17 protein-coding genes are annotated in these 23,995 nt (G+C 67.3%); 13 read left to right on the top strand and 4 right to left on the bottom strand.

The window, feature by feature from the left end:
* Positions 1–157 precede the first annotated feature (157 nt).
* Positions 158–2,323, top strand: a complete 2,166-nt coding sequence (locus AB0F51_RS24320; RefSeq protein ID WP_360283611.1) for a hypothetical protein — start codon at positions 158–160, stop codon at positions 2,321–2,323.
* Here the strand turns inward: AB0F51_RS24320 and AB0F51_RS24315 are convergent.
* Both AB0F51_RS24315 and AB0F51_RS24310 read right to left on the bottom strand, forming a co-directional pair.
* Positions 2,262–3,113: a DMT family transporter gene (locus AB0F51_RS24315; protein ID WP_360283609.1), complete on the bottom strand. Its 852-nt coding sequence runs from the start codon at positions 3,111–3,113 to the stop codon at positions 2,262–2,264. The two genes, AB0F51_RS24320 and AB0F51_RS24315, sit on opposite strands and share 62 nt — an antisense overlap.
* Positions 3,114–3,311: 198 nt before the next feature.
* The gene (locus AB0F51_RS24310) at positions 3,312–3,881 is read right to left on the bottom strand and encodes a CGNR zinc finger domain-containing protein (protein ID WP_360283607.1); all 570 of its coding nucleotides are present in this window, start codon (positions 3,879–3,881) and stop codon (positions 3,312–3,314) included.
* 41 nt (positions 3,882–3,922) lie between these two features.
* Between AB0F51_RS24310 and AB0F51_RS24305 the strand changes: the two genes are divergently transcribed.
* From AB0F51_RS24305 to AB0F51_RS24285, 5 genes are all read left to right on the top strand, one after another.
* Complete coding sequence (locus tag AB0F51_RS24305) at positions 3,923–4,606, top strand: AzlC family ABC transporter permease (protein ID WP_360283605.1); 684 nt, start codon at positions 3,923–3,925, stop codon at positions 4,604–4,606.
* Positions 4,603–4,911: an AzlD domain-containing protein gene (locus tag AB0F51_RS24300; protein ID WP_360283603.1), complete on the top strand. Its 309-nt coding sequence runs from the start codon at positions 4,603–4,605 to the stop codon at positions 4,909–4,911. The genes AB0F51_RS24305 and AB0F51_RS24300 overlap by 4 nt, the downstream gene beginning before the upstream one ends.
* 118 nt (positions 4,912–5,029) lie before the next feature.
* The gene (locus AB0F51_RS24295) at positions 5,030–5,416 is read left to right on the top strand and encodes a hypothetical protein (protein WP_360283602.1); all 387 of its coding nucleotides are present in this window, start codon (positions 5,030–5,032) and stop codon (positions 5,414–5,416) included.
* 3 nt (positions 5,417–5,419) lie between these two features.
* Positions 5,420–8,347, top strand: coding sequence for a caspase family protein (locus AB0F51_RS24290; protein ID WP_360283600.1), 2,928 nt, complete (start codon positions 5,420–5,422; stop codon positions 8,345–8,347).
* A 40-nt stretch (positions 8,348–8,387) separates the two neighbouring features.
* Positions 8,388–9,137 carry an aminoglycoside phosphotransferase family protein gene (locus tag AB0F51_RS24285; protein ID WP_360283598.1) on the top strand — a complete coding sequence of 250 codons (750 nt, stop codon included), beginning with the start codon at positions 8,388–8,390 and terminating at the stop codon, positions 9,135–9,137.
* A gap of 14 nt (positions 9,138–9,151) precedes the next feature.
* Here AB0F51_RS24285 and AB0F51_RS24280 read toward each other — a convergent pair whose 3' ends face one another.
* Positions 9,152–9,913 (bottom strand): FadR/GntR family transcriptional regulator, encoded by a 762-nt coding sequence (locus tag AB0F51_RS24280; RefSeq protein WP_360283596.1) that lies wholly within the window; start codon positions 9,911–9,913, stop codon positions 9,152–9,154.
* 196 nt (positions 9,914–10,109) lie between these two features.
* On the opposite strand from AB0F51_RS24280, the gene AB0F51_RS24275 reads away from it, so the two are divergent.
* Positions 10,110–12,497, top strand: coding sequence for a ricin-type beta-trefoil lectin domain protein (locus AB0F51_RS24275; protein ID WP_360283594.1), 2,388 nt, complete (start codon positions 10,110–10,112; stop codon positions 12,495–12,497).
* A gap of 47 nt (positions 12,498–12,544) precedes the next feature.
* Here AB0F51_RS24275 and AB0F51_RS24270 read toward each other — a convergent pair whose 3' ends face one another.
* Positions 12,545–13,555: a cellulase family glycosylhydrolase gene (locus AB0F51_RS24270; protein ID WP_360283592.1), complete on the bottom strand. Its 1,011-nt coding sequence runs from the start codon at positions 13,553–13,555 to the stop codon at positions 12,545–12,547.
* 265 nt (positions 13,556–13,820) lie between these two features.
* On the opposite strand from AB0F51_RS24270, the gene AB0F51_RS24265 reads away from it, so the two are divergent.
* The 6 genes from AB0F51_RS24265 to AB0F51_RS24240 all read left to right on the top strand — a co-directional run bounded on the left by AB0F51_RS24265 (position 13,821) and on the right by AB0F51_RS24240 (position 23,983).
* Complete coding sequence (locus AB0F51_RS24265) at positions 13,821–15,314, top strand: endo-1,4-beta-xylanase (RefSeq protein WP_360283590.1); 1,494 nt, start codon at positions 13,821–13,823, stop codon at positions 15,312–15,314.
* Positions 15,315–15,329: 15 nt separating this feature from the next.
* Positions 15,330–16,847, top strand: coding sequence for a non-reducing end alpha-L-arabinofuranosidase family hydrolase (locus AB0F51_RS24260; protein WP_360283588.1), 1,518 nt, complete (start codon positions 15,330–15,332; stop codon positions 16,845–16,847).
* Between the two features lie 43 nt (positions 16,848–16,890).
* Complete coding sequence (locus AB0F51_RS24255) at positions 16,891–19,710, top strand: PQQ-dependent sugar dehydrogenase (RefSeq protein ID WP_360283586.1); 2,820 nt, start codon at positions 16,891–16,893, stop codon at positions 19,708–19,710.
* A 31-nt stretch (positions 19,711–19,741) separates the two neighbouring features.
* Positions 19,742–21,457, top strand: coding sequence for a ThuA domain-containing protein (locus tag AB0F51_RS24250; protein ID WP_360283584.1), 1,716 nt, complete (start codon positions 19,742–19,744; stop codon positions 21,455–21,457).
* A gap of 56 nt (positions 21,458–21,513) precedes the next feature.
* Positions 21,514–22,773 carry a ricin-type beta-trefoil lectin domain protein gene (locus tag AB0F51_RS24245; protein WP_360283582.1) on the top strand — a complete coding sequence of 420 codons (1,260 nt, stop codon included), beginning with the start codon at positions 21,514–21,516 and terminating at the stop codon, positions 22,771–22,773.
* A 307-nt stretch (positions 22,774–23,080) separates the two neighbouring features.
* Positions 23,081–23,983 carry a DUF3048 domain-containing protein gene (locus AB0F51_RS24240; protein ID WP_360284103.1) on the top strand — a complete coding sequence of 301 codons (903 nt, stop codon included), beginning with the start codon at positions 23,081–23,083 and terminating at the stop codon, positions 23,981–23,983.
* Positions 23,984–23,995: the final 12 nt, after the last annotated feature.

Genomic DNA, 23,995 nt, shown 5'->3' with positions numbered 1-23,995 from the left:
CTGCGGCGGCGACAGGACAACTCTCGCGCCGGGCCCACCCCCGGCGCGTGAGGGATGATCCCTCATTCCCCGAGATAGGGGGCAGTAGGGTTGGCGCCGCTCGCGCCTGGGGGATCCAGGTCCGGGGTGAGGGAACTGATCGAGGAGGCACCGGATCGTGGGTAGACGCCGCGCAGTACTGCTCGCGACGCTCGGACTGCTGGGCGCTCTGGTGCAACCCGGGGCGGCGGCGGCCGCGGGGTCGGGCGACATCACGGCCGAGATCATCGCCGGCCGGGACGTCACGTTGTCCGGCGACGCCGTCGTACGGGTGCCTGCCGGTACTACGACGTACGGCGGAGCCATCACCGGCGAGGGGACTCTGCGGATCAGTGGGCGCGGCACCCTGATCCTCAGCAAGGACAGTGACTTCACCCTGCCGAAGGCCAAGCAGCGGCAGACCGTCGACATCCAGGGCGGCAACCATCCGTACGTCGTGGTCAAGAACCCCGATCCGCCGGCTGTCATCGTCGACCGGGGCGCCACGCTTCAGTACGGGACGGGCGGGAGCACCGGGCTGATCGGGAGGTTTCCGTACAACACCCCGGGCTACCAGCTCAACCAGGACAACATCGAGGTCAACGGCACGCTGCGGCTGTCCCTCGTGCGGACCTTCAATCTCGGCACGATCAGCGGTTCCGGCCTGGTCACTCAGCCACGCTTCCTGTGGGGCACGCTCGACCTGGCGGGGACCCACCCGTTCTCGGGTGTGATCGACAACGGGACCGGGATGGCCGCCGGCAAGCCAGAGTCCTCGGTGGCGCTGCCGAACGCGCGGGCCGTCGTCAACCAGGGCACCTGGACGATCGACACCCCGCTGAACCAGACCGTCACCCTGCGGCAGAACTTCTACCAGCGTGAGTACGGCAGCGACATCAACGTCCAGTCCCGTCCGGGCAGCAAGGTCGTACTCACCGGCCAGTACAGCTACTCCGATCGGGGCGGCGACACCGATCCGTCGCTCAGCGACCCGGCCATCAACTGGTGGAAGATCAAGCACGACCTCAACAAGCGGGGCACCAACATCAAGGGCGCCAACGTGCAGTGGGGGGACGGCACCACGAACAAGATCTTCATGCCGGGCACCGCGGACACCGTCTACATCAACCTGCTGGCGGCGCGGTCGCGGTCCAAGCTCACCTTCGCCTACAACGGCCCGGTGACGCTGGGCGCCCCGATCGGCGGCGGCGTCTTCCACGACACGCTCAAGTCGCCGGGTGCCGGCGACATCGTCATCAAGTCGGTGCGGGGCAACGACGTGACGTTCGCGGCCGACCAGTACTACGACGGCTCCACCACCATCGAGAACGGCGCGATCCTCCGGCTCGGCAGCGGGCGACCGGGTGGCGACGGCAGCCTGCTGACGAAGGCCGCGCTGTTCAAGGTGGTCAACAACGGTTCGCTGGTCGTGCAGAACACCGGCAAGACGATCTCGCTCTCCAAGATCAGCGGAAGCGGATCCTTCACTCAAGCGGGCGCAGCCACCACCCGTCTGACCGGATCGCTCACCTACACAGGGAAAACGACGATCTCGCAGGGAGTCCTCGTCCTCACGGGAGGCAGTCTGAAGTCCAGCCGCGCCGTGGCGCTCACGAAGGCGGGCGCCACGCTCGACCTGACCAGCGCGGGAAACCAGATGCTGCGCAACCTGACGACGATCGCCGGTACGACGGTCTCGGCCGGCAGTGACTCGACCGTCACGCTGACACAGACGTCCACCCTCGCCGGCAGCTTCAAGGGCGGCAAGCTTCTCAACACCGGCGTACTCCGTGGGGCGCCCTCGGTGGACGGGGACTTCGCGCAAACCGGGACCGGTCGGTTGACGACCCGTGCGGACGGCAAGCCGCTGAACGTCACCGGCACGGTGTCACTCGCAGGTGCGCTCGCCGTAGAGTCGGAGGCCAAGTCTGCCAAGGAGCTCATTCTCATCGCCAATGCGGGCTCGGACCAGGTCGTGGGTACTTTCACGGGTCTCACCGAAGGCGCCGCGGTGACGGTCGGCGGTTCGAAGTACGCGATCACGTACCGCGGCGGCGACGGCAACGACGTCACCCTGAAAGCGGTCAGGGTGAACGCCGTTGCCGTAGCGCCGAAGCCTCCGGCGGCAGAAAACGTGCCCCAGGCAACTACTTTGCCATCCGGAGGCTCGTCCGTGCGCACGGCCGGTTTTGCCGCCGCAGCCGGGGCGATCGTGCTGCTGGGCCTACTGTTTCGCCGCCGGGTTATTCGCGGCGGGCCTGCAGGAGGACCGCGGCGAGGAGTACGGCAGCGCCGACAAGGCTGAGAGCGGTCAGGTGCTCGTGGAACGCGAGCATGCCGATCAGCGCGGCCAGGAGCGGTTCGAGCAGGGCGATGACGGCGGCGGCCGATGCGCGGACTGCTCTGAGTCCGGTGTAGAACAACGCGTAGGCAAGCGCGGTCGGTACGAGACCGAAGTACGCAAGCAGCGGCCAACTCCCGATCGCGGGAGTGATTCCTCCGGTGATTGCCAACGGCAACAGGATGAGTGCACCGGTGATGAAGCCGAGGAGCGCGCTGGTGATGGGGTCTTGCTGGTCGCGGTTGAGCAGCGTGGTGAGTGCGTAGCCGGCCGCCGAGAGAAGTGACAAGACGACGCCCGCGACCGGTGCGCTACCACTCCCGTCACTGCCCGACACGAGAAGAGCAAGCCCCAGTACTGCGAGCAGCAACGTGCTCGTGATGCGCTCGCGAGCGCCCAGCGCGATGAAGAGTGGGCCGGCACCGAGGGCGATGACGGTCGAGACGGCGACGCCGATGCGGGGGATGGCGGCGAAATACCCGAGCTGGCAGACAGCCAGGCCGAGACCGCTCAGGACGTAGCGCATCGGGGCAGCGGCGAATTGCTGGATGATCGGCCCTCTTCCGAGCAGACGGCAGGCCGCGGCCAACCAGACCGCACCGCCGAGCAGGCGCCAGAAGGAGATCGCCGTCGAGTTCAGGCCACTGTGCTGGAAGAGCAAGGCGCCGGTGGGGCCACCGGTGCCCCACGCGATTCCGGCCAGGGCGACGTACAGGAGACCACGCGCCGACGACGGCGCGAGACGGTGGTGCATCAGACACTCCAGGGTGTTCGCACGAAAGGATCGGGGCGTCTGCGAACAGCCCAAAGAAGCCCAGGTCAGAAACCTGGGCGCGCTGAGACCGGCCGTCCGCTAAGCGGCGGCCGGCGGAGTGATGATGCGATACACGCCGGCGACCCTAGCAACCCGCTACCCCAACTGCCGAGCTGTTTTCGAGCTGGCCTCTACAGCTCAGTGCTGTTCGCGCGTGCGGCGGTAGTGCCTCCGGGCGCGTTCGCGGTTGCCGCAGTCCTGCGAGCTGCACCATTGCCGGGAGTGGTTCCGGGTGCGGTCGAGGAAGAGCCAGCCGCAGCCGGGGCCCGAGCATTGCCGTACCAAGGCGGCATCGGGGGAGCGGAGCAGATTGTCCGCGGCGAGTGTGAGGGCAGGGATCACGTCCCCCATCCGCTTGATGGGGACGGTCCATTGCAACGGCAGTGTCGCCTCGGCGACGGCCAAGCCGCGTGCCGCTGCGAGCCGCTCGCGGAAGGACGTGACGTCGGCGGGGTCGGTCGCGACGAGCAGCCGGTACACAGTTTCCCGCAGTTGCTTCAACGGATCGATGACTTCGGCGGCGCCGCTGGGTGGATCGCCCGGGACCAGGTCGGTGCGGGCGAGCCACAGCGTCAGGAAGTCCGGGGCGTCGAGCCGGTCGAAGGTCCTGGCCGGGTCGAGGCGCCACGAGACCGTGTTGACGAAGTCGAGGGCCAGATGGCCGCCGAGCAGGTCGTATCCCCGCCAACTGTCCGTCACAAGTTTCATCCTAACAGGCTAAGACTCGATAGAGTGTTAGAGTGGCGAGCATGGCAGTGATCGGAGACAGCTACGCGGCCGGCGTACGCGTCGGTCTGGCGATCGGCGTGCCGACGTTCGTCATGGGGGTCACGTTCGGCGCCCTGGCTCACTCGCTGGGCTGGGGAACCGTGGCACCGGTCGTCGCTTCGTTGGTGGTGTTCTCCGGCTCCGCGCAGTTCGCGCTCGCGACCGCCCTGGCCGGTGGCGGCGGCATCGCGCTGGCCGTCGGTGCGGCGGCGATGATCAATGCTCGCTTCCTGCCGATGGGAGTCGCGGTCGCTTCCGACCTGAAAGGCGGCCGGGTACGCCGCGCGTTGGAGGGCCAGGCGATCGTGGACGCTTCCTGGGCCTCGGCGCATCAGGGCAACGGCAAGTACGACCGCGAGAAGATGATCGGAGCGACCCTCGTCCAGCTGCCCGCGTGGGTGCTCGGGACGCTCCTGGGTGCGCTCACCGCACCGTCCGCCGAGATCATCCACCAGTTCGGACTCGACGTAGTGTTCCCGGCGTTTTTCCTGCTGCTGCTCATCGATGAGCTTCGCGAGTCCGTGCAGGCTCGCTGGGTCGCGGCGATCGCCGCCGTCGTGGCGGCCGGCCTCACGCTGGTCGTCCCGGTCGGCCTCGCCATCGTCGGATCCGGCGTGGCGGTACTGATCGGGCTGCGAACGAACTCGGCGGCGACCGCCTCATGAGTTCACTGTGGACGGCCATCTTGCTCGTGGCACTGGTCAGCTTCGTGCTCAAGGCAGCAGGCCCAGCGCTGCTCGGCAACCGGCCGCTCCCGGTGCGAGCGGCCGCCGTCATCGCGTTGTTCGCACCCGCTCTCCTAGCCGGTTTGATCGTGACCGACTTCGCGGGCCCTGGCTGGAGCGAAGCCGACTGGACTCTCGCAGCGGGCCTGGCCGCCGCCACAGTCGCCTACCTCTGCCGCGCTCCCGTACTGGTCAGCGTCGCGATCGCCCTCGCGGTAACGGCAGTACTCAGAGCCGTTGCCTGAAGCGTGATGAGCCGTAGCTGCCCCGTCACCCGCTGTCAGATTGGTGCTTGTGGGTCGGCGGGGAGCCGAGGATCATGTTGCCGGGACGCGACGGCGGTTGATGAGGTGGGGGAAGTTCGTGGGCGACGACGTGCGGTGGGTCGAGATCTTTGTGCTGGGCGATGACGAGTTCGACGCGGAGCGCGTGGACCGGCTGGCGCGCCAGCTCCGGAGCGAGTTTGCCGAGCGGGAGTTCGACACCCGGCCCGTAGCGGCCGATGCTCCCGGCAACAGCAAGGGTGACGCCGCGGTGGCCGGAGCGATCGCTGTCGCTGTGGCTGGGCTCGGAGCGGGCGGGATGATCCCGACGTTGATCGCGGTACTGCGGGACTGGCTGGCCCGGCGGACCGGGCCGGAGCGGATCAGCGTCAAGGTCGGCGACGACTCGATCGAGCTGGATCGGCCGAGTTTCAGCGAACGGGAGCAGTTGCTGCAACTGTTCCTCGCCAAGCATGCGGAGCAGTAGTCGATGGGCCGTCGGCTGGCGCTGCTGATCGCCACGTACGAGTACGAGGACACCGGGCTCAGACGGCTGACCACTCCGGCGCACGATGCGGAAGCGCTGGCGGCCGTGCTGGCCGACCCCGAGATCGCGGGGTTCGACGTACGGACTCTTGTCAACGCGCCGACGCACGAGGTCGGCGAGGCGATCGCCGAGTTCTACGCTGACAGCCGGCGCGACGATCTCACCTTGCTCTACTTCAGCGGTCACGGGCTCAAGGACGACAACGGCCGGTTGCATCTGGCGATGGCCAACACGAAACGGGATCGGCTGAGGTTCACCGCGTTGTCGGCGCAGCTGGTCGACGAAGCCATGTCGGACAGCCTGTCCCGGCAGAAGATCCTCATCCTGGACTGTTGCTACAGCGGCTCGTACGAGACCCAGCAGTTCGCCAAGTCGGACTCCGCCGTCCACACGTTCGAGAAGCTCGGCGGCCGGGGCCGAACGGTGCTGACCGCCTCGGACTCGACGCAATACGCGTTCGAGGGCAGCACGATCCATGGCGAGGCCGCGCGGTCCGTCTTCACCCGTCATCTGGTCGACGGGCTGCGCGACGGCACCGCGGACCTGGACGGTGACGGCGACATCACCGTCGACGAGCTCTACAACTTCGTCTACGACCGGGTCACGGCCGAGCAGCCCAACCAGCGGCCGAAGAAGCTGGATCAGGTCGAGGGCCGGACGATCATCGCGGCCAACATCAACTGGAGTCTGCCGCGGCATCTGGCCGAGTCGCTGGTCAGCCCGCTGCCCGGAGTACGCGAAGCGGCGGTGGAACAACTCGCACAGTTGCGATGGTCCGGCAACGACCTGGTCCGCCGTACTGCGCATCGCAGGCTCGAGGAACTCCTCGATGACGACAGCCGGGCCGTCTCGGCGGCAGCCCGCTCGGCCCTGGACGCTCCCGCGCCACCGGTACCAGCCGCAGCCGTGAGCCCCCGGCCCAGTCAGCCAACGCGGCCAACTCAGCCAACGCGGCCAACTCAGTCAACTCAGCCAACTCAGTCGGCTCGGCCAGCTCGCCGACCGATGCCGGCGGCGCGCCGCAACGTCATCGATCGCGCGCTCCTCGGCTCATCGTTGCGCCGCTGGGCCAGTCGCGCGATCCCAGCGTCTGTCTCTTGGCCGATCTACACCCTCAGCCTGCTGGCCGCGCTCGCCTTGGTGGTGTCAGCGGCCATTGGCTTCGAAATCTATCGCCTGGACGCCGCGCCGCTGTGGTACTTCGTCGTCGCCGCCCTGGCAGCCTGTCTTTCGGTTGTTCTTCAGCGACGCCACGGCTTGGTGCTCGTGGCCGGAACGACAGCGTTCGGAGTACTCGGCGCAGCCATGGTGGTCATGTGGTCGACGAACAAGCTCTTCGTCGGCGGGGCAGGCGTGCTGTCGTCGCACCCCGCGGCGGCCGCGCTGGCCATCGCCGGGCATGCGGCCTGGATCGGCGCTGGCGCGATCGCGTTGTGGCGCCTCCGCAACGAGTTGAGCTTGGACGGACGACGACTGCGCGGTCGGCTGGCCTGGACGGTAGTGGGACTCGGCGGGATGGCGGCGGCGGTACAGCTGGGGATCGAGTTCTACCTGACCTACAACGCGACGCTGAGATTTCGGTCCGGCCTGCCCTACGAGTTCGCGGTTCTCCAGATCGCAGCGGCGGAGCTGGCCGTTGCCGGGCCACTGCTCGCGATGATGATGCGACGGGGGCTGACCTTCCTCGGTGGCTGGGTGCTGGCCGGCTTCGCGCTCTTGATCGGGATCTACGGCGGCCTCGGCAGGTTCGATCACCGGACTCTCGCACTCGTCGTTCTGCTGGCTGTCTGGTCCTTGCTGGCCGGCGTGACGATCATTGGGGCTCGACGGGCCGCAGACGCCGACAGGCCTACGACCGGACGGTCTCGCCGGTGGATCGTGGTGCTCACGGCGGTGCTTCCCGTAGTACTGGGCGGGGCAGTGGTGATTGCCGATCCGCGTGGGCCGACGACGCCGATCGTGGTGTCGCTCGCTGTCGGACCGAACAACGACGTGCTCTACGGGATCGACTCCGCCAACGGCACGGCGGTGAAGATCAACACCCACTCCAGGCAGCAGGAGGGGGAGCCGCTCAAGGTCGGTGCGGGACCGTACGCGATGGTGCTCGCTCCCGGCGGAGATCGGTTGTACGTCGCCAACACCCAGGCCGACTCGGTGTCGGTGATCGATGTCGGCGCCTGGAAGGTTGTCGGCCAACCGATACCGGTCGGCCCCGAACCGATCGAGTTGGCGCTGAGTCCGGAGACGAAGCGACTGTTCGTGCTCAGCTCCAAGGCGGCCACGATCACGGTCGTCGACACGGAGAAGCTGACGACCGTGGGCGGACCCGTCAGCGGCGGTGACACCCCGTCCGCGCTGGCGGTGGGACAGGACGGCAAGCGGCTCTATGTGGCGAGTCACGACTCGTCGACCGTCACCGTGCTCGATGCGGTGACGATGCGGCCGGCGCGATCGCCGTACAAGGTCGCTGGTCAGCCGATTGACCTGAGCATCACCCGGGACGACTACCTCTACGTGCTGTCGAAAGACTCGTACTCCGTGGTCAACACGAACGTCGAGAGTCCCCGGCCGGCGCCGGTGCCGCTGCCGGGACGATCGAGGGACGCAGTACTGAGCGACGACGACAGCCGGTACGTCGTACTGGGTACGCCGCCGGAGGGGCAGCCGCTCAAGGACCTGATCACCGTCATCGACACCAAGGGACGCGACGTGATCGGCACGGCCGAGAGCGAGGGCGGGCTGTCCGTCCGGGTCGAGGTGAGCCACGACAACCAGCGCATCTACGCCGTGGGCTACAACGCCGAACACAACATCCTCATCGTCGACGCCACAACTCCCAAGGCGGTAGGTGCGATCAACCTCGGGAGGTAAATGCGGTGACGGTGGGGAGGGGCCTCGGGACAATGGCGTTGTGGACGAGGTCGAGGTTGTTGTTGCTCATAGCGAGCGGGTGACGCTGCGCGTCGGTGAGGTGTTCCTGAAGATCGACGGTGAGCAGGAGAACCTCGACGTCGAGGTCGAGGCGATGGCGCTGGCGCCGGTTCCGACTCCGGAGATTTTGTGGCGGCAGCGGTCCGTGCTGGCGATCGCCGCACTTCCTGGCAAGGCGCTCGGTCGTCTGGGGGAGCCGTCGGCCGCGTCGCCGGCGGCCTGGGCCGCGGCGGGCGCCGCAGTACGGTCGTTGCACGAGGCACCGTTGCCGCCGTGGCCCGGTCGTAGGAGCCGCGACGAGGTTGCGGCGCACCTCGACGGCGAGTGTGAATGGCTCATCACGAGTGGCGCTCTCCCCGCCGACCTCGTCAAGCGCAACCGCGAGATCGCCGAGGCCGCGCTCCGGCCGTGGACGCCGGTGTTCATCCACGGGGACCTGCAGATCACCCACGTCTTCGTCGACGGCGACAAGGTCACCGGCATCATCGACTGGTCGGAAGCAAGCCAGGGCGACGCGATGTACGACCTCGCCAGCCTGACCCTCGGCCACGAGGAACGCCTCCCCGACCTCCTCGCCGGCTACGGCACCGACGTCGACCTCGACGTCATCCGCGCCTGGTGGTCGCTCCGCAGCCTCCGGGCTTCCCGCTGGCTGATCGACCACGGCTTCGACCCGAACACCCCAGGCGGCGAGTTCGACGTCCTGAGGTCCCAGATGCACGCCGGCTAAGGCGATTGGGCAGGTCAGCCGAAGACTCGGCGCTGGATTTCTCGGCGGTAGTCTTCGAGGGTGTTGTCCAGGTGGACGGCGGTGGCGTGGGCTGCCGCGTCCGGGTCGCCGTCGCGGATGGCCTGGTAGATGGCGGCGTGTTCCTCGGTGGCCTCTTGGGCGTGACCGCCGACCGTCCCGAGCAGGCCGATGGCTTTGGACTGCTGCTGAAGGCGACGGGCCTCGCGGACCGAGGAGACCAGGAAGCTGTTGTGGGACGCGGTGGCGATTCCGAGGTGGAAGTCGTCGTCGCCACGATCGAACAGCGCGGCCTGGCCGGTCAGGTGACCTTGCCGGCAGGTTTCGGCGGCGGCTTCGATGGCTCGCAGTTCGGCCGGGGTCGCGCGGATCGCTGCCAACCGGCTGGCGGCGGTCTCCTGGACCCGGCGGAACTCGAAGAGCATATAGACGTGATCGAGGTCAGTGGGATGGAAGAACCCTCCCAACCGGGACGCGCTCAGCATGCCGTCGTCGTCCGAGACGTAGAGCCCACGGCCCTTCTGAGCCCGGATCCGGCCGATCGCGGAGAGGATCTTGACTGCTTCCCGCACGACGGTCCTGCTGGAGCCCAGCCGTTCGGCCAGTTCGTTCTCGGTCGGCATCCGGTCGCCGGGCCGCAGGTCCAGCTCCGCGATGAGCTGCAGGATCTGCTCGGCCACCAGTTCGTAGCCGGGCCGGTACGGGCCGGCCTCCCGCTGCCGCGGTACTGCGCCGGTGGGAAGGGACGCGCTGTCCACCTGCCTGCCTCCCTTGGGTAGAGCCATCCCGAGGATACCTGCCAACGGCGGCTGTGCCGCGAAGGATCAGTCGGTCTCATCTCTTGACGCAGTGTGACCGAACAGGCTCATATAAGTAAGACACATTCAGGAGTGCCCTGCCAGCTCCTCGTCGCACCCGACCGACTCCGCCCCTCCGGAAAGGTGAACCGCCCCCATGCGCCCACGCCCCCGCTCGTTGATCGCCGCAACCATCGCGGCGACCACCGCCCTCACCGGCTCGATACTCGCCGTCCCTCTCGCCCAGGCCGCGGACACCGCGATCGTACGGATCGTCGTCGCCCCGAACGGCAACGACCGCAACGCGGGTTCCATCGACAATCCAGTCGCCAGCCTCGCCAAGGCCCAGGAGTTGGCCCGCGCACGGTCGGCTGACGCCGACGTGGTCGTGGAGCTCGCCGGCGGTGTCCACCGGCTGACCGAACCACTGAGGCTCACCAGCGCCGACTCAGGACGCAACGGCCACACGGTCACCTGGCAGGCCAGCCCCGGCGCCACACCAAGGGTGTCCGGCGGCCAGCCCGTGACCGGCTGGACGCAGTACGACGCGAGCGCGAACGTTTGGGTCGCGTCGGTCCCGCAGGGCGTCGACGCGCGGCAGCTCTACGTGGACGGAACGCTGGCGCCACGCGCATCGATCGCCATCTCCCGCAACGACGTGCGGATCACCGCCACCGGCCTGACCATCACGAACCCAGCGCTCAACTACCTCGCCACGCTGCCGCAGCAGAACCGGATCGAGCTGGAGAGTCTCAACTCGTTCACCGACCGGTACTCACCCGTGCAGAGCATCAGCGGAACGACCATCACCATGCAGCAACCCGCATGGAACAACAACAACTGGGGCTACGACACCCTGGCTCGGCCCTTCGCCGGCGGTGGCCTGACACTGCACAACTCCTATTCGTTCCTCCGTACCGCGGGGCAGTGGTTCCTGGACCCGCAGGCCGGACGGCTCTACTACAAGGCGGCAGCCGGCCAGTCGCCCGTCGGACGCGACATCGTGCTGCCCCGCTTGACCTCGCTGGTCCAGGTGAGCGGCACCCACGCGAACCCGGTCCGCGACATCACCCTGCGGGACATGGTCTTCGAGCACACCACGTGGCTCCAGCCCGGCACCTCGATCGGGTACGCGAACCAGCAGAGCGGCGCCTTCATCCCGGCCGCCTACCAGATGCCCGGCGACTTCCTGACCTCCTGCCAGTCGGGCTGCCAGCAGTTCGAGGCCACCCGCAACGGCTGGGGGCAGGTGCCCGCCGCAGTACAGGTCTCGGCGGCCACGGGCATCACCATCACCAACAACACCTTCCGCCACCTCGGCCAAGTGGGACTCGGGATCGGCAATGACGCCAACGCGCACCAGTCGGGCGTCGGCCTGGGCGCTGCCAACATCACCGTCTCGCAGAACACGTTCACGAACCTGTCCGGCGGCGGAATCCTGATCGGCGGAGTCCGGCCGGACTCGCACCACCCGAGCAATCCCGCGATGGTCAACCGGGACATCCTGATCAAGAACAACCTGGTCACCGATGTCGCCAAGGACTACAAGGACATGGCCGGCATCCTGTCCACCTACGCCACCCGCGCCGTCATCGAGCACAACGAGGTGTCCAACCTCGCGTACGACGGGATCGACGTGGGCTGGGGGTGGGGCGCCAACGACCCCGGTGGTAGCCAGGACTACCGCAACCGCGGCCTCTACAACTACCAGCCGGTCTACACGACCCCGACGACGTTGCGCGAGACGATCGTCAGGTACAACGTCGTCCACGGCACCAAGAAGTCACTGCACGACGGCGGAAGTCTCTACAACCTGTCCGCCAACCCTGGTGGCTCCATCGACCACAACCTCGTCTACGACAACCGGAGTACCGTCGGCCTGTACCTGGACGAAGGCTCGCGGTATGTCTCGGTGGCGAACAACGTGATCATCGACAGTGGCGTCTTCGCCTTCACCAACGCCAGTTCCACCAACAACACCAACGACAACGTGTTCGCCGACAACTGGTACAACACCGGCGTGACCAACGTGGCCACCGGGCCGCCGCACAACAACATTGTCAGAGGCAACGTCCAGGTGAGCGGTTCCTGGCCCGTTGCGGCGCAGCAGGTGATGGCCGCGGCAGGCATCGAGTCAGCCCTGCGTCCCAGTACCGGTGAGCTCTTCGCGCTGGCCTCCGGCAAGTGCCTGGACGTTCCGAACAACAGCACCACCCCGGGGACACAGCTGCAGATCTGGGGATGCTCCGCCGCGGCTAACAAGACCTGGACCCGTACTGCGGCGGGCCAGCTCGCCGTCTACAGCGGTGGCAACACCCGGTGCGCGACCGCCCTGAACGGCCAGACCACCAACGGCACCCAGGTCGTGATCTCGCAGTGCACCGGCGGCGCAAACCAGCAGTGGCAGTTCAACGCCAACGGCACCATCACCGGCGTGCAGTCAAGGCTCTGCCTGGACGTCAGCGGTGCCGCCACCACCAGCGGAGCGAAGGTCCATCTGTGGACCTGCCACGGTGGCGGCAACCAGCAGTGGGCCCTCTCCTGACCACGTGATCCCCAGCCCTACCTGGGCTGGGGATCACGACCATTACCTCAGAGTCCCCAGCCGTACCTGATCCGGTCGCGGCCGGATGCGTTGCGGACGGTCAGGTTGAGGTCGGTGCCGCTGCCGCTGAGGGCGAACATCGAGTACCAGTCGAAGCCGCCTCCGTTGGTGCGCTTGCCGCCGAGGGCGGGCCAGTAGGTGCCGCCCATCTGGTTGTCCCGCATGACCTGGGTGGCGGCGCGCAGGTAGCGCACGAAATTGTCGGTGCTGGACGCGTTGGCGTAGTTGAGGCCGGTGGACATCGGCGATCCGTATTCGGTCATCACCGCGCGCGAGGCGCAGTTGCCCAGTCGCGTCTGCATGTGGCTGCGCCAACCGTCGTACGTCATCGGGCCGGTGAAGAAGGTGTAAGTGTGGAAAGACATCAGCGTCCCGTTGAAGCGGCTGTCGTTGCAGATGTCCCGCAGGTCCTGGCTGAACCCGGTACCGCCGATGAGCGTCCGGCTGGGCACCGCCGAGTAGTGGTACCTGAGCCACTCGGCCGCGACGTTGCGCCACTCGGTCGAGCTGTACCCGTGGGGCTCGTTCATCGGTTCGAAGTACACGTTGGTGTTGGAGCCGTAGAGGCTGGTCACTCGCGACCACATCGTGTTCCAGGCGGCGTAGTTGGTGACCTTGCCGCCTGAGGCGGCGCCGTCCTCCCAGTAGGCGAGGATCACCTTGAAGCCGCGCGCGGTCGCGGCGTCGATCGCGCCCCGGTAGTTGTTCCACCAGGTGGTGCCGACGGTGTGGGTGTTGATCGGCAGCCGGACGGTGTTGACCCCGATCGCTGCCATGTCGTCGTAGAGGGCGTTGGCCTTGGCCCGCACGGTCGCGTTGCTGTCGGTCTGGCTCAGGCCCGAGATGACGATCGGTCCCTTGGTGAAGTTGTCACCCAGGACGGCCCAGTTCATCCCGCGGAACTGGTTGGTGGCGGCACTGGCCGGTGGCGTGGTGGCGACCACGCCACCGAGTGCGAGTGCGGCGGCGACAAGGAGGGTCAGCTTCTTCCGGATCATGTTTCGCCTCTCGTGAGCGGCTCGAGGGAACGTGAGATGTGCCAAGAAATATCGGCCTCGTACCAGGGCGTGTCCATCCGTCGATCAGAGGTAGGCACGAACGTTCAGACCCGAACACCGGCGTCGATAGGACTGAATCATTTAGGTCCCGAAACTGAATGAGACTGAAGCATTGCGCCCTGCGTGATGTCTCGCGTACGGTCTGCAACCAGCTTGGGAGCGCTCCCGACCTCAGTGACACCGCCCCGTGACAAGAGGAGGAAGTATGACCCTGCAACTCCATCCCGCCCGATGGTGGCGTCGGCCACTGCTCCGCGGTGCGATCGTCTCGCTCGCCGTCGCGAGCTCCGTGACACTCGTTCCGTCCGGCGCCGTGGCCACCGTCGATGCGGCCGGCAGCGCTGAGGCGGCCAGCACCCTGGGCGCGGCGGCAGCCCAGTCCGGCCGGTACTTCGGCGCCGCGGTCGCCGGCGGCAAGTTGGGCGATGCGCAGTACACGACGATCCTCAACCGCGAGTTCAACTCGATCACCGCCGAGAACGAGATGAAGTGGGACCACACCGAGCCGTCCCGCAACAACTTCACCTTCGGCGCGGCGGATCGGATCGCCAACCACGCGCGCAGCCAGGGCAAGCTGTTGCGTGGCCACACGCTGGTCTGGCACGCGCAGTTGCCCGACTGGGTCAAGGCCATCCGGGACGCGAACACGCTTCGCAGCGTGATGACCAACCACATCAACCAGGTGGCGGGCCGCTACCGCGGCCAGATCCATTCCTGGGACGTGGTGAACGAGGCGTTCGAGGACGGCGGCAGCGGCGCACTTCGCCAGTCGGTGTTCCGGGACGTGCTCGGCACCGGGTTCCTCGAGGAGGCGTTCCGCACCGCCCGCACCGCGGACCCGGCCGCCAAGCTCTGCTACAACGACTACAACATCGAGGACTGGAACGCCGCCAAGACCCAAGGCGTGTACCGGATGGTCCGCGACTTCAAGGCTCGTGGGGTGCCGATCGACTGTGTCGGCCTGCAGTCGCACTTCGGCAGCGGAGGCGCGCCCGGCACGTTCCAGACCACAGTGGCGAACTTCGCCGCCCTCGGCGTCGACGTACAGCTCACTGAACTCGACATCGCGCAGGCCTCGCCGACCGCCTACGCCAACACCGTCCGAGCCTGCATGAACGTGCCGCGATGCACCGGCATCACCACGTGGGGCGTCCGGGACAGCGACTCCTGGCGCGGGAGCGAGAACCCGTTGCTGTTCGACCGGAACGGCAACAAGAAGCAGGCGTACGACGCGGTGCTCACCGTGCTGAACGGCACAACCAGCGGCAGCCCGATCCAGGTCGGTGTCAACTACCAGCTGGTGGCGCAACACAGCGGCAAGGCCGCCGATATCGCCAACGTGTCCACGTCTCCCGGTGCCCTGTTGCAGCAGTGGTCGATCAGCGGTGGGTCCAACCAGCAGTTCGACTTCCTCGACGCCGGCGGCGGCTACTACCGGATCAGGGCACGGCACAGCGGGCTCGTCCTCCAGGTGTCCGGATCGAGCACCGGCGCCGACGTGGCGCAGCAGCCGGACACGAATGCCGTCAGTCAGCAGTGGCGGGTGACCGATCACGGCGGCGGCGTGGTGAGTCTGGTCAACCGGCAGAGCGGCCTCGCGCTGGACGTGTGGGCGGCATCGACCGCCGACGGCGCGCGCATCTCGCAGTGGACCTACACCGGCAACGCCAACCAGCGCTTCCAGCTCCAGCGCTCCTAGTCGAAGGAGGAGGCCATGCACGCATTGAACTCGCATGACCGGCGGCGTACGGCGCTCGCCATGGTGATAGCACTTGTGGCCGGTCTACTGGCAGCGGTGGTCGCGATCCCGGCGCAGGCGGCCACTGTCGATCCGAGCGCCTGGTACGTCCTGGTCAACCGCGCCAGTGGCAAGGCGATGGATGTCTCGGCGGCGAGCACCGCCGACGGCGCCGCGGTCCAGCAGTGGACGCGGCACGACGGCACCAATCAGCAGTTCCAGTTCGTGGATTCCGGTGGCGGTTACTACCGCTTGCGGGCGCGGCACTCGGCCAAGGCGCTCGACGTGTTCAACTTCTCGACCGCCGACGGCGCCGCGATCGTGCAGTGGAGCGATCACAACGGCACGAACCAGCAGTTCCGGTTGGCCGACTCGTCCGACGGCAACGTGCGGCTGATCAACCGCAACAGCAACAAGGCGCTCGAAGTACCGGGTGGGTCCACCACGAACGGAACGGGGATCGTGCAGCGCTCCGACAGCGGCGCGACCAACCAGCAGTGGGCACTGGTTCCCATCGGTGGCGGTAACCCGGGCGGTCAGCTGCCCTCTACCTTCCGGTGGTCCTCCAGTGGGGTGCTTGCCGGGCCGAAGGCCGACGCGCAACACCCGAACCGCTACTCCATCAAGGATTTCTCGGTGGTACGGCACAACAACCAGTGGCTGATCTACGCCACCACGGCCGGTTCGAACGGTTGGGGTCTGGTGAACTTCAACTTCGGCGACTGGTCGCAGGCCGCAGCTGCTCCGCACACCTACCTGGACACGGCTTCAGCGATCGGGCCGGGCTACCGGGCCGCGCCGCAGCTGTTCCACTTCGCGCCGCAGAACCTCTGGTACCTGGTCTACCAGACCGCGCCACCGACGTACTCGACCAGCACCAACCCGGCCGATCCGCGGTCGTGGTCGGCGCCGCGCACGTTCATCGCCCAGGAACCCGACATCGTCCGGCAGAACAAGGGCGACGGGACCTGGATCGACTTCTGGGTCATCTGCGACACCGCGAACTGCTTCCTGTTCTTCAGCGACGACAACGGCCACATCTACCGCGCCCAGACCACGCTGGCCAACTTCCCCAACGGCTTCGGCAACACCCAGATCGTGCTGTCGGACTCCAAGTTCGCGTTGTTCGAGGCAACCAATGTGTACAAGGTGGCCGGGTCCAACCAGTACCTGTTGATGCAGGAGGCCATCGGTGGAACCGGCCGGCGGTACTTCCGGTCCTTCACCTCGAGCAGCCTCACCGGCAGCTGGAGTCCGTTGGCCGCAACGGAAAACGAACCCTTTGCCGGCCGCAACAACGTGAGCTTCCCGAACGGTGCCTGGACCCAGGACATCAGTCACGGCGAGCTGGTCCGGGCGAGCAACGACCAGACGCTGACGATCAATCCCTGCCGGCTGCAGTTCGTCTACCAGGGCCAGGATCCCGGAGCGAGCGGCGACTATCTGAAACTGCCGTGGCGAATGGGCCTGCTCACCCAGACGAACTCCTGCTGACCACCCTTTCCCGCCCGACCGAATCCAAGGGGTGTGACCTGCGATGAGAACCAAGTTCACAGCGGCGATCTCCGCCGCCATCCTGATAGCCGCCGGTACCACGGCGAGTGCGATCAGCTCGGCTCCAGAGGCCGCCGCGCATGCGGTCAACCCCGTCGATTTCCAGCAGGTCGAGCTGGCGCGTGGGGTGGCCGAGATGGGCGAACCGATGTCGCTGGCGGTGTTGCCGGACCGCTCGGTCCTGCACACCGCCCGCAACGGCACCCTGCGGCGTACCACCGCGGCAGGGACGACCAACGTGATCGGCACGCTGCCGGTGTACTCGCACGACGAGGAAGGTCTGCAGGGCATCGCGGCCGACCCCAACTTCGCCACCAACCGGTTCATCTACCTGTACTACTCGCCGCCGCTGTCCACACCGGGCGGTGACGCCCCGGAGAACGGGACCGACTTCTCGGTGTGGAACGGCGTGAACCGGCTGTCGCGCTTCACCCTGAACGCCGACTTCACCCTGAACCAGGCCAGCCAGGTGACCGTGCTGGACGTGCCGACCAGCCGGGGTGTCTGCTGCCACGTCGGCGGCGACATCGACTTCGATGCCGCAGGCAACTTGTATCTGTCCACCGGGGACGACTCGAACCCGTTCGCCTCGAGTGGCTACACCCCGATCGACGAGCGTACCAACCGCAATCCCGCGTTCGACGCGCAGCGCAGTGCGGGCAACACCAACGACCTGCGTGGCAAGGTGCTGCGGATCAAGGTGAACGCCAACGGCACGTACTCGATCCCGGTCGGCAACCTGTTCGCGCCGGGTACCGCGCGGACCCGCCCGGAGATCTACGCGATGGGCTTCCGCAACCCGTTCCGGATGAACGTAGACAAGGCCACCGGCGTGGTCTACCTCGGCGACTACGGACCGGACGCCGGTACGACGGACGCCGCGCGCGGCCCCGCCGGTCAGGTCGAGTTCAACCGGATCACCTCGGCCGGCAACTACGGCTGGCCGTACTGCACCGGCACGAACACGACCAACGAAACCTATGTGGACTACACGTTCCCGTCGGGGCCTTCCGGGGCGCGCTTCAACTGCGCCGCACCGGTCAACAACTCTCCGCGCAACACCGGGCTGACCAATCTGCCGGCCGCGCGCCCGGCGTGGATCAAGTACGACAACTGTTCACTGGCGGCCTTCGGATGCGGATCGGAGTCGCCGATGAGCGCGCCGGTCTACCGGTACGACGCGGCCAATCCGTCGACGGTCAAGTTCCCGCCCGCACTGGACGGTCACGTCTTCGCGGGCGAGTTCGGCCGGCGCTGGATCAAGATCATCGACGTGAACTCCGACGGGTCGGCTGGGCAGATCAACCCGTTCCCGTGGCGCGGTACCCAGGTCATGGATTCGGCCTTCGGTCCGGACGGCGCGCTGTACGTGCTGGACTATGGCACCGGCTGGGGTAACGGTGACGCGAGCTCGGCGCTCTACCGCATCGAGTACAACCCGGCCGGAAACCAAGCGCCGGTCGCGCGGGCCAGTGCCAACCGCACCTCCGGCTCCGCGCCGCTGGCCGCGAGCTTCTCGTCGGCCGGCTCCTCGGACCCGGAGGGCGGTGCGCTGACCTACTCGTGGAACTTCGGCGACGGAACCACTTCAACAGCAGCGAACCCGAGTCACACCTACGCCGCGAACGGCCAGTACACGGCCACGCTCACGGTGACCGATCCCGCCGGCCGCTCCGGCAACGCCAGCGTGATCATCACCGTCGGCAACACCGCACCCACTGTCACGCTGACCACGCCGGCCAGCGGCAAGGTGTTCAGCTTCGGCGACAACGTGCCGTACACGATCGCAGTGTCCGACCCGGAGGACGGCACGATCGACTGCAGCCGGGTGAAGCTGAGCTACTACCTGGGCCATGACAGCCACGCGCACCTGATCACCTCACGGAACGGATGCTCAGGCACTCTCCCGATTCCCGCGGATGGTGAGCACGACACAGCAGCAAACCTGTACGCCGTGTTCGACGCGGAGTACACCGACCTGGGCGGCAGCGGCCAGCCGGCGCTGACCACCCACACGCAGCACGTCCTGCAGCCCCGGCATCGCCAGGCCGAGCACTACACCAGCCAGTCTGGTACGGGCCTGTACGACAAGGCGGCCGCGGAGGGCGGCAAGACGGTCGGTGACATCCACAACGGCGACTGGATCGCGTTCCAGCCCTATGCGCTCACGGGCGAGAGCCGTTTCACAGCACGGGCTTCCTCCGGAGGGTCGGGCGGCACGCTGTCTCTCCGCTCCGGCTCACCGACCGGGACAGTGCTCGGCACGGTGACGATTCCGAACACCGGCGGCTGGGAGACCTTCACCGAGGTTTCCACAGCTCTGTCCAACATCCCAAGTGGAACCGGCACCCTCTACCTGACGTTCGCCGGCACCGGCACGGGCTACCTGTTCGACCTGGACGCGTTCAGCTTCGGTACGTCGACAGGCGGCAGCGCCGGGCAGATCACCGGGATCGGCGGCAAGTGCGTCGACGTCAGCGGAGCCACCTCCACCGACGGCGCCAAACTCCAGTTGTGGACCTGCCACGGCGGCGCCAACCAGCAGTGGACGCGCAGCGGCAACACGTTCCAGTCGTTGGGCAAGTGCATGGATGTCACCGGCGGTGCCACCGCTGACGGCACCCCGGTTCAGCTACTCACCTGCAACGGATCCTCGGCGCAGAGCTGGTCCGTGCAGGCCGACGGCACCATCCGCAACGGCACCAAATGCCTCGACGCCACCGGTGCCAGCTCGGCCGACGGCACCCAACTGATCATCTGGACCTGCGGCGGCGGCACCAACCAGCGCTGGACCCAGTCATGAAACTCTGCACAGGAAAGCGATGTGAGCTGAGATGAAGTCCTCCTTCGCCCGGCGCGCGCTCGGCCTGGCTGTCACCGCGCTCGTCGTCTTCGCGGCCAACGCCGGTCCGCCGGCCACGGCCGGTCCGTCGGCCGGCGCTGCCGATCCGCCGTACGACGTACTGGTGTTCTCCAAGACCGCGGGATTCCGGCACGACTCCATCCCGGCGGGCATCCAGATGATCCGTGAGTTGGGCTCGGCCAACGGCTTCGCCGTCGCGGCGACCGAGGATGCGAATGCGTTCAGCGCCGCAAACCTGGCGCAGTACGAGGCGGTGGTTTTCCTCAACACCACGGGCGATGTCCTCAACGCAACGCAGCAGAGCGCGTTCGAGGCTTACATCCGGGGCGGAGGTGGGTACGCCGGTATCCATTCGGCGGCTGACACCGAGCACGACTGGCCGTTCTACGGCGAACTGGTCGGCGCGTACTTCGTCTCGCATCCCGCGATCCAGCAGGCGACGGTACGAGTCGAGAACCGGGCGCACCAGGCCACGCAGCACCTCGCGCCCGCATGGGTACGGACCGACGAGTGGTACAACTACCGCACCAACGTCCGATCCAGCGCGCGCGTCCTGGCCACCTTGGACGAGTCGACGTACTCCGGTGGGTCGATGGGCGCCGATCATCCGCACACCTGGTGCAAGGCCATCCAGAGCGGACGGTCTTTCTACACCGGCAGCGGCCACACGCAGTCCAGCTTCTCCGAAAGTGGCTTCCGGGCCATGATCCTCGGCGGCATCCGGTACGCGGCCAACCGGACGAAGGCGGACTGCCGACCGGAGACCGGCTACACCACGCTGTACAACGGATCCACCGCCGGATGGTCGCAGGCAGGGCCGGGTGGTTTCGCCAACAGCGACGGCACGCTGACCTCCTCCGGCGGGATGGGCATGCTCTGGTACGGCGCCAAGGAGTTCCGCTCGTACTCGCTCAAGCTGGACTGGCGGATGGCCGGCGACGACAACTCCGGCGTGGTCATCGGGTTCCCGGCAGGCAGCGACCCGAACACCGCCCTCGCCCAAGGGCATGAGGTGCAGATCGACGCGACCGACACGGCCGACAAGACCACCGGCTCGGTCTACGGGTTCAAAGCCGCCGACCTGGCTGCCCGCGACGCCGCGCTCAACCCGCCGGGGGAGTGGAACACGTACGAGCTTCTCGTCGAGGGCGAGCGGCTGCAGGTGTTCCTGAACGGCGTGAAGATCAACGACTTCACCAACACCGATCCGGCCCGGTCGCTGACGTCCGGTCACATCGGCATCCAGAACCACGGCACCGGCGACGACGTTGCCTTCCGCAACATTCGGATCAAGGAGCTGGGCGGCACGCGCACCGGACCGATCACCGGTCCGGGCGGCAAATGCGTGGACGTCAGCGGTGGCAGCACCGCCGACGGTACGAAGATCCAGCTCTGGACCTGCACCAACGGTGTCAACCAGCAGTGGACCGTCAACGGCGACACGTTGCGTGCGTTCAGCAAGTGCATGACCGTCGCGGGCGGCAGCACCGCCAATGGCGCACCGGTCCAACTGTTCACCTGCAACGGTAGCGGCGCTCAGAACTGGACGGCCGGCGCCAACGGCTCGCTGGTCAACCCGCAGTCGAACAAGTGCCTCGACGCCAATGGCGGCAGCACGGCCAACGGCACCCAACTGATCATCTGGACCTGCCACGGCGGCACCAACCAACGCTGGACCCGGCCCTGACCCTTGACCGAGAACAGGAGAAGTCCATGAAACAAAGACGCCTTCTTAGTTTGTTGTTGACCCCGCTCACCATCGCCGCGCTGGCTCTCACCGGAGCTGGCACCGCCGAGGCCGAGCCGGCTCCGGCGCCAACTGTTCTTGCCGCGTCCCCAGGGTGCGGCAAGGCTCCGACGCTGCGGAGCGGGACCTACACGATTCAGAGCAACGGCAAGAACCGCAGCTTCATCCTGAGTGTCCCGGACAACTACAGCAGCACTACGCAGTACCGGCTGGTCTTCGGGTACCACTGGTTGGGCGGCACCATGCAGCAGGTCGCCGGCGGCGGAAGCGACGGCGAGATCTATGCCCACTACGGCCTGCGTGCGCTCGCGAACAACACCGCGATCTTCGTAGCACCGCAGGGCCTCAACAACGGCTGGGGCAACTCCGGCGGCGAGGACGTCACCTTCACCGACGACATGATCCGGCGGATCGAGAACGACCTCTGCGTCGACACGGCCCAGCGCTTCGCCGTCGGCTTCAGCTACGGCGGCGCCATGAGCTACGCACTCGCGTGTGCCAGGGCGACGACCTTCCGTGCCGTCGCGGCGATCGCCGCCCCCGGTGGTATTAGCGGTTGCAGCGGCGGCACCCAGCCGTTCGCGTACATGGGAATCCACGGCATCTCCGACAACATCGGCGCCGGACGTGGATTGCGCGACAGGTTCGTCCGGAACAACGGCTGCACCCCCCAGAATCCGCCCGAGCCCGCAGCGGGCAGCCGCACCCACATCACCACCACGTACTCCGGCTGCCGGGCCGGGTACCCAGTGGTCTGGGCAGCCTTCGACGGAGGTCACCAGCAGGGACCCGTCGACGGATGCGCCGGCTGTGAGAGCGGCGCCAGGAGTTGGGTCAAGAACGAGGTGTGGAGGTTCTTCACCGGAGGCACGACCCCGACCCCGACCACGTTCCGGTTGCGCAGTGAGTCCGCCGGCCGGTGCCTGGACGTCAACGGCGCGAACTCCGCCAACGGCACAGCGACGATCCTCTGGGACTGCCACACCAACGCCAACCAGCAGTTCACCCGCACCGGCCAAGCCCTGCAGGTCCTGGGCAAATGCCTCGAAGTACCCCTCAACGCCGGCTCCGGCACCCCGTCCCGGATCTGGGATTGCAACGGCGGCACCAACCAGCAGTGGAGCCTCAACGACAACGGCACCATCACCAACCCCCAAACCGGCCTCTGCCTGACCGCCACCGCCACCACCAACGGCTCACCCACAACCATCACCCCCTGCACCGGCACCCCCAACCAACGCTGGCCAAGAGCCTGACCCCTTAGGTCGGCGGTCCCGATCCCTCGGGACCGCCGGTCCTGCGTGACCTGATGCGTCGGAGGGGGTGGAGGCGCATAGTCGTATTAGGGGGCGCTAGACGGGGAGTACGACGATGGGCATCGGGTGGCGGGTTGGTGGGTTGGCTGGGAGGCGAGCGGGGATTGCGGCCGCCTGCTTGCTGGTGATTGCGTTGGTGGTTGGCGGTGTGTTCGTACTGCGTGATGGCGAATCGGGTGCGTCTCCGGGGCCTGTTCCTGGCCCGTCTCCGGTATCGCCAACTGCCACCGGTAGCGGTGCCGTGAGCATGGTCGGGCGCGCGCCGTTGACCGGAGTACTGGTAAAGGATGCGTTGGAGCGTCCGGCGGTCACTGTGAAGATCTCGAACACTCCGGACGCGCATCCGCATCGTGGGCTGGCCGAGGCTGATCTGGTCTTCGTGGAGCCCATCACCGGCGCGACCACGCGACTGGCCGCGGTCTTCCATTCCAAGCTCCCCGCCCAGGTCGGGCCGGTGCGCTCGTTGCGCCCGATGGACGCCGCGCTGATCGGTCCGACCAAGGGCATCATCGCCAGCACGATGGCCGACCGATGGGTTCTCGACTACCTGGACAAGGCCGCCGACCTCGCAAACCTTGGCAGCTTGCGGGTGCCGCGGGGGACCTACGCGCTGGATGACGGCAGACGAGCTCCGAATCACGTCTTCGCCAGGCCGGCCAAGCTGCTCGCGCTGACCGACCGGACCGAGCCGCCGGCGCCGTACTTCTCCTACGCTGCCGACCTCGCCGGATCCACCGCGCAGGTCGGCGGTGCCAACGCCCGATCGGTGACCGTCGCCTACGGAGGAACCTCAACAGCCACGTGGACCTACGACGCCCGCAGCCGGCGCTGGTTGCGCGGGGAGAAGTGGTCCCGGCACCTGATCGAGAACGGCGGACAAGTTGCCGCCGACAACGTAATCGTCCTGACCGCCGCGCGCGACACGAGCTTCGCCCGGGCCAAGCCGTCGATGACGATCCTCGACGTCTTCGACGCCTCTGGCCCGCTGAAGGTCTTCACCGGCGGCAAGACAGCCACCGGCCACTGGACCAAGGCAGGCCCCAACGACCCATTCACCTTCACCGCCCCCGACGGCGGCCCACTCCTCCTCACCCCCGGCATGACCTGGATCGAATGCGCCCTGACCAACACACCAGTCACCGTCACCTGACTCCCGAAGCTG

It is taken from the genome of Kribbella sp. NPDC023855 (assembly GCF_040639475.1).
In the GTDB taxonomy this organism is placed as follows: domain Bacteria; phylum Actinomycetota; class Actinomycetes; order Propionibacteriales; family Kribbellaceae; genus Kribbella.
Note: the sequence above shows the minus strand (reverse complement) of the source record. Positions and strands in the feature narration are given on the sequence as shown.

Excerpts from the sequence above, each read along its gene's own strand:
- AB0F51_RS24250 (WP_360283584.1), top strand. The coding sequence starts at position 19,742 with ATGAAGTCCTCCTTCGCCCGGCGCGCGCTCGGCCTGGCTGTCACCGCG.
- AB0F51_RS24265 (WP_360283590.1), top strand. The coding sequence starts at position 13,821 with ATGACCCTGCAACTCCATCCCGCCCGATGGTGGCGTCGGCCACTGCTC.
- AB0F51_RS24260 (WP_360283588.1), top strand. The coding sequence starts at position 15,330 with ATGCACGCATTGAACTCGCATGACCGGCGGCGTACGGCGCTCGCCATG.
- AB0F51_RS24300 (WP_360283603.1), top strand. The coding sequence starts at position 4,603 with ATGAGTTCACTGTGGACGGCCATCTTGCTCGTGGCACTGGTCAGCTTC.
- AB0F51_RS24310 (WP_360283607.1), bottom strand. The coding sequence starts at position 3,881 with ATGAAACTTGTGACGGACAGTTGGCGGGGATACGACCTGCTCGGCGGC.
- AB0F51_RS24270 (WP_360283592.1), bottom strand. The coding sequence starts at position 13,555 with ATGATCCGGAAGAAGCTGACCCTCCTTGTCGCCGCCGCACTCGCACTC.
- AB0F51_RS24240 (WP_360284103.1), top strand. The coding sequence starts at position 23,081 with ATGGTCGGGCGCGCGCCGTTGACCGGAGTACTGGTAAAGGATGCGTTG.
- AB0F51_RS24290 (WP_360283600.1), top strand. The coding sequence starts at position 5,420 with ATGGGCCGTCGGCTGGCGCTGCTGATCGCCACGTACGAGTACGAGGAC.
- AB0F51_RS24275 (WP_360283594.1), top strand. The coding sequence starts at position 10,110 with ATGCGCCCACGCCCCCGCTCGTTGATCGCCGCAACCATCGCGGCGACC.
- AB0F51_RS24305 (WP_360283605.1), top strand. The coding sequence starts at position 3,923 with ATGGCAGTGATCGGAGACAGCTACGCGGCCGGCGTACGCGTCGGTCTG.
- AB0F51_RS24255 (WP_360283586.1), top strand. The coding sequence starts at position 16,891 with ATGAGAACCAAGTTCACAGCGGCGATCTCCGCCGCCATCCTGATAGCC.
- AB0F51_RS24315 (WP_360283609.1), bottom strand. The coding sequence starts at position 3,113 with ATGCACCACCGTCTCGCGCCGTCGTCGGCGCGTGGTCTCCTGTACGTC.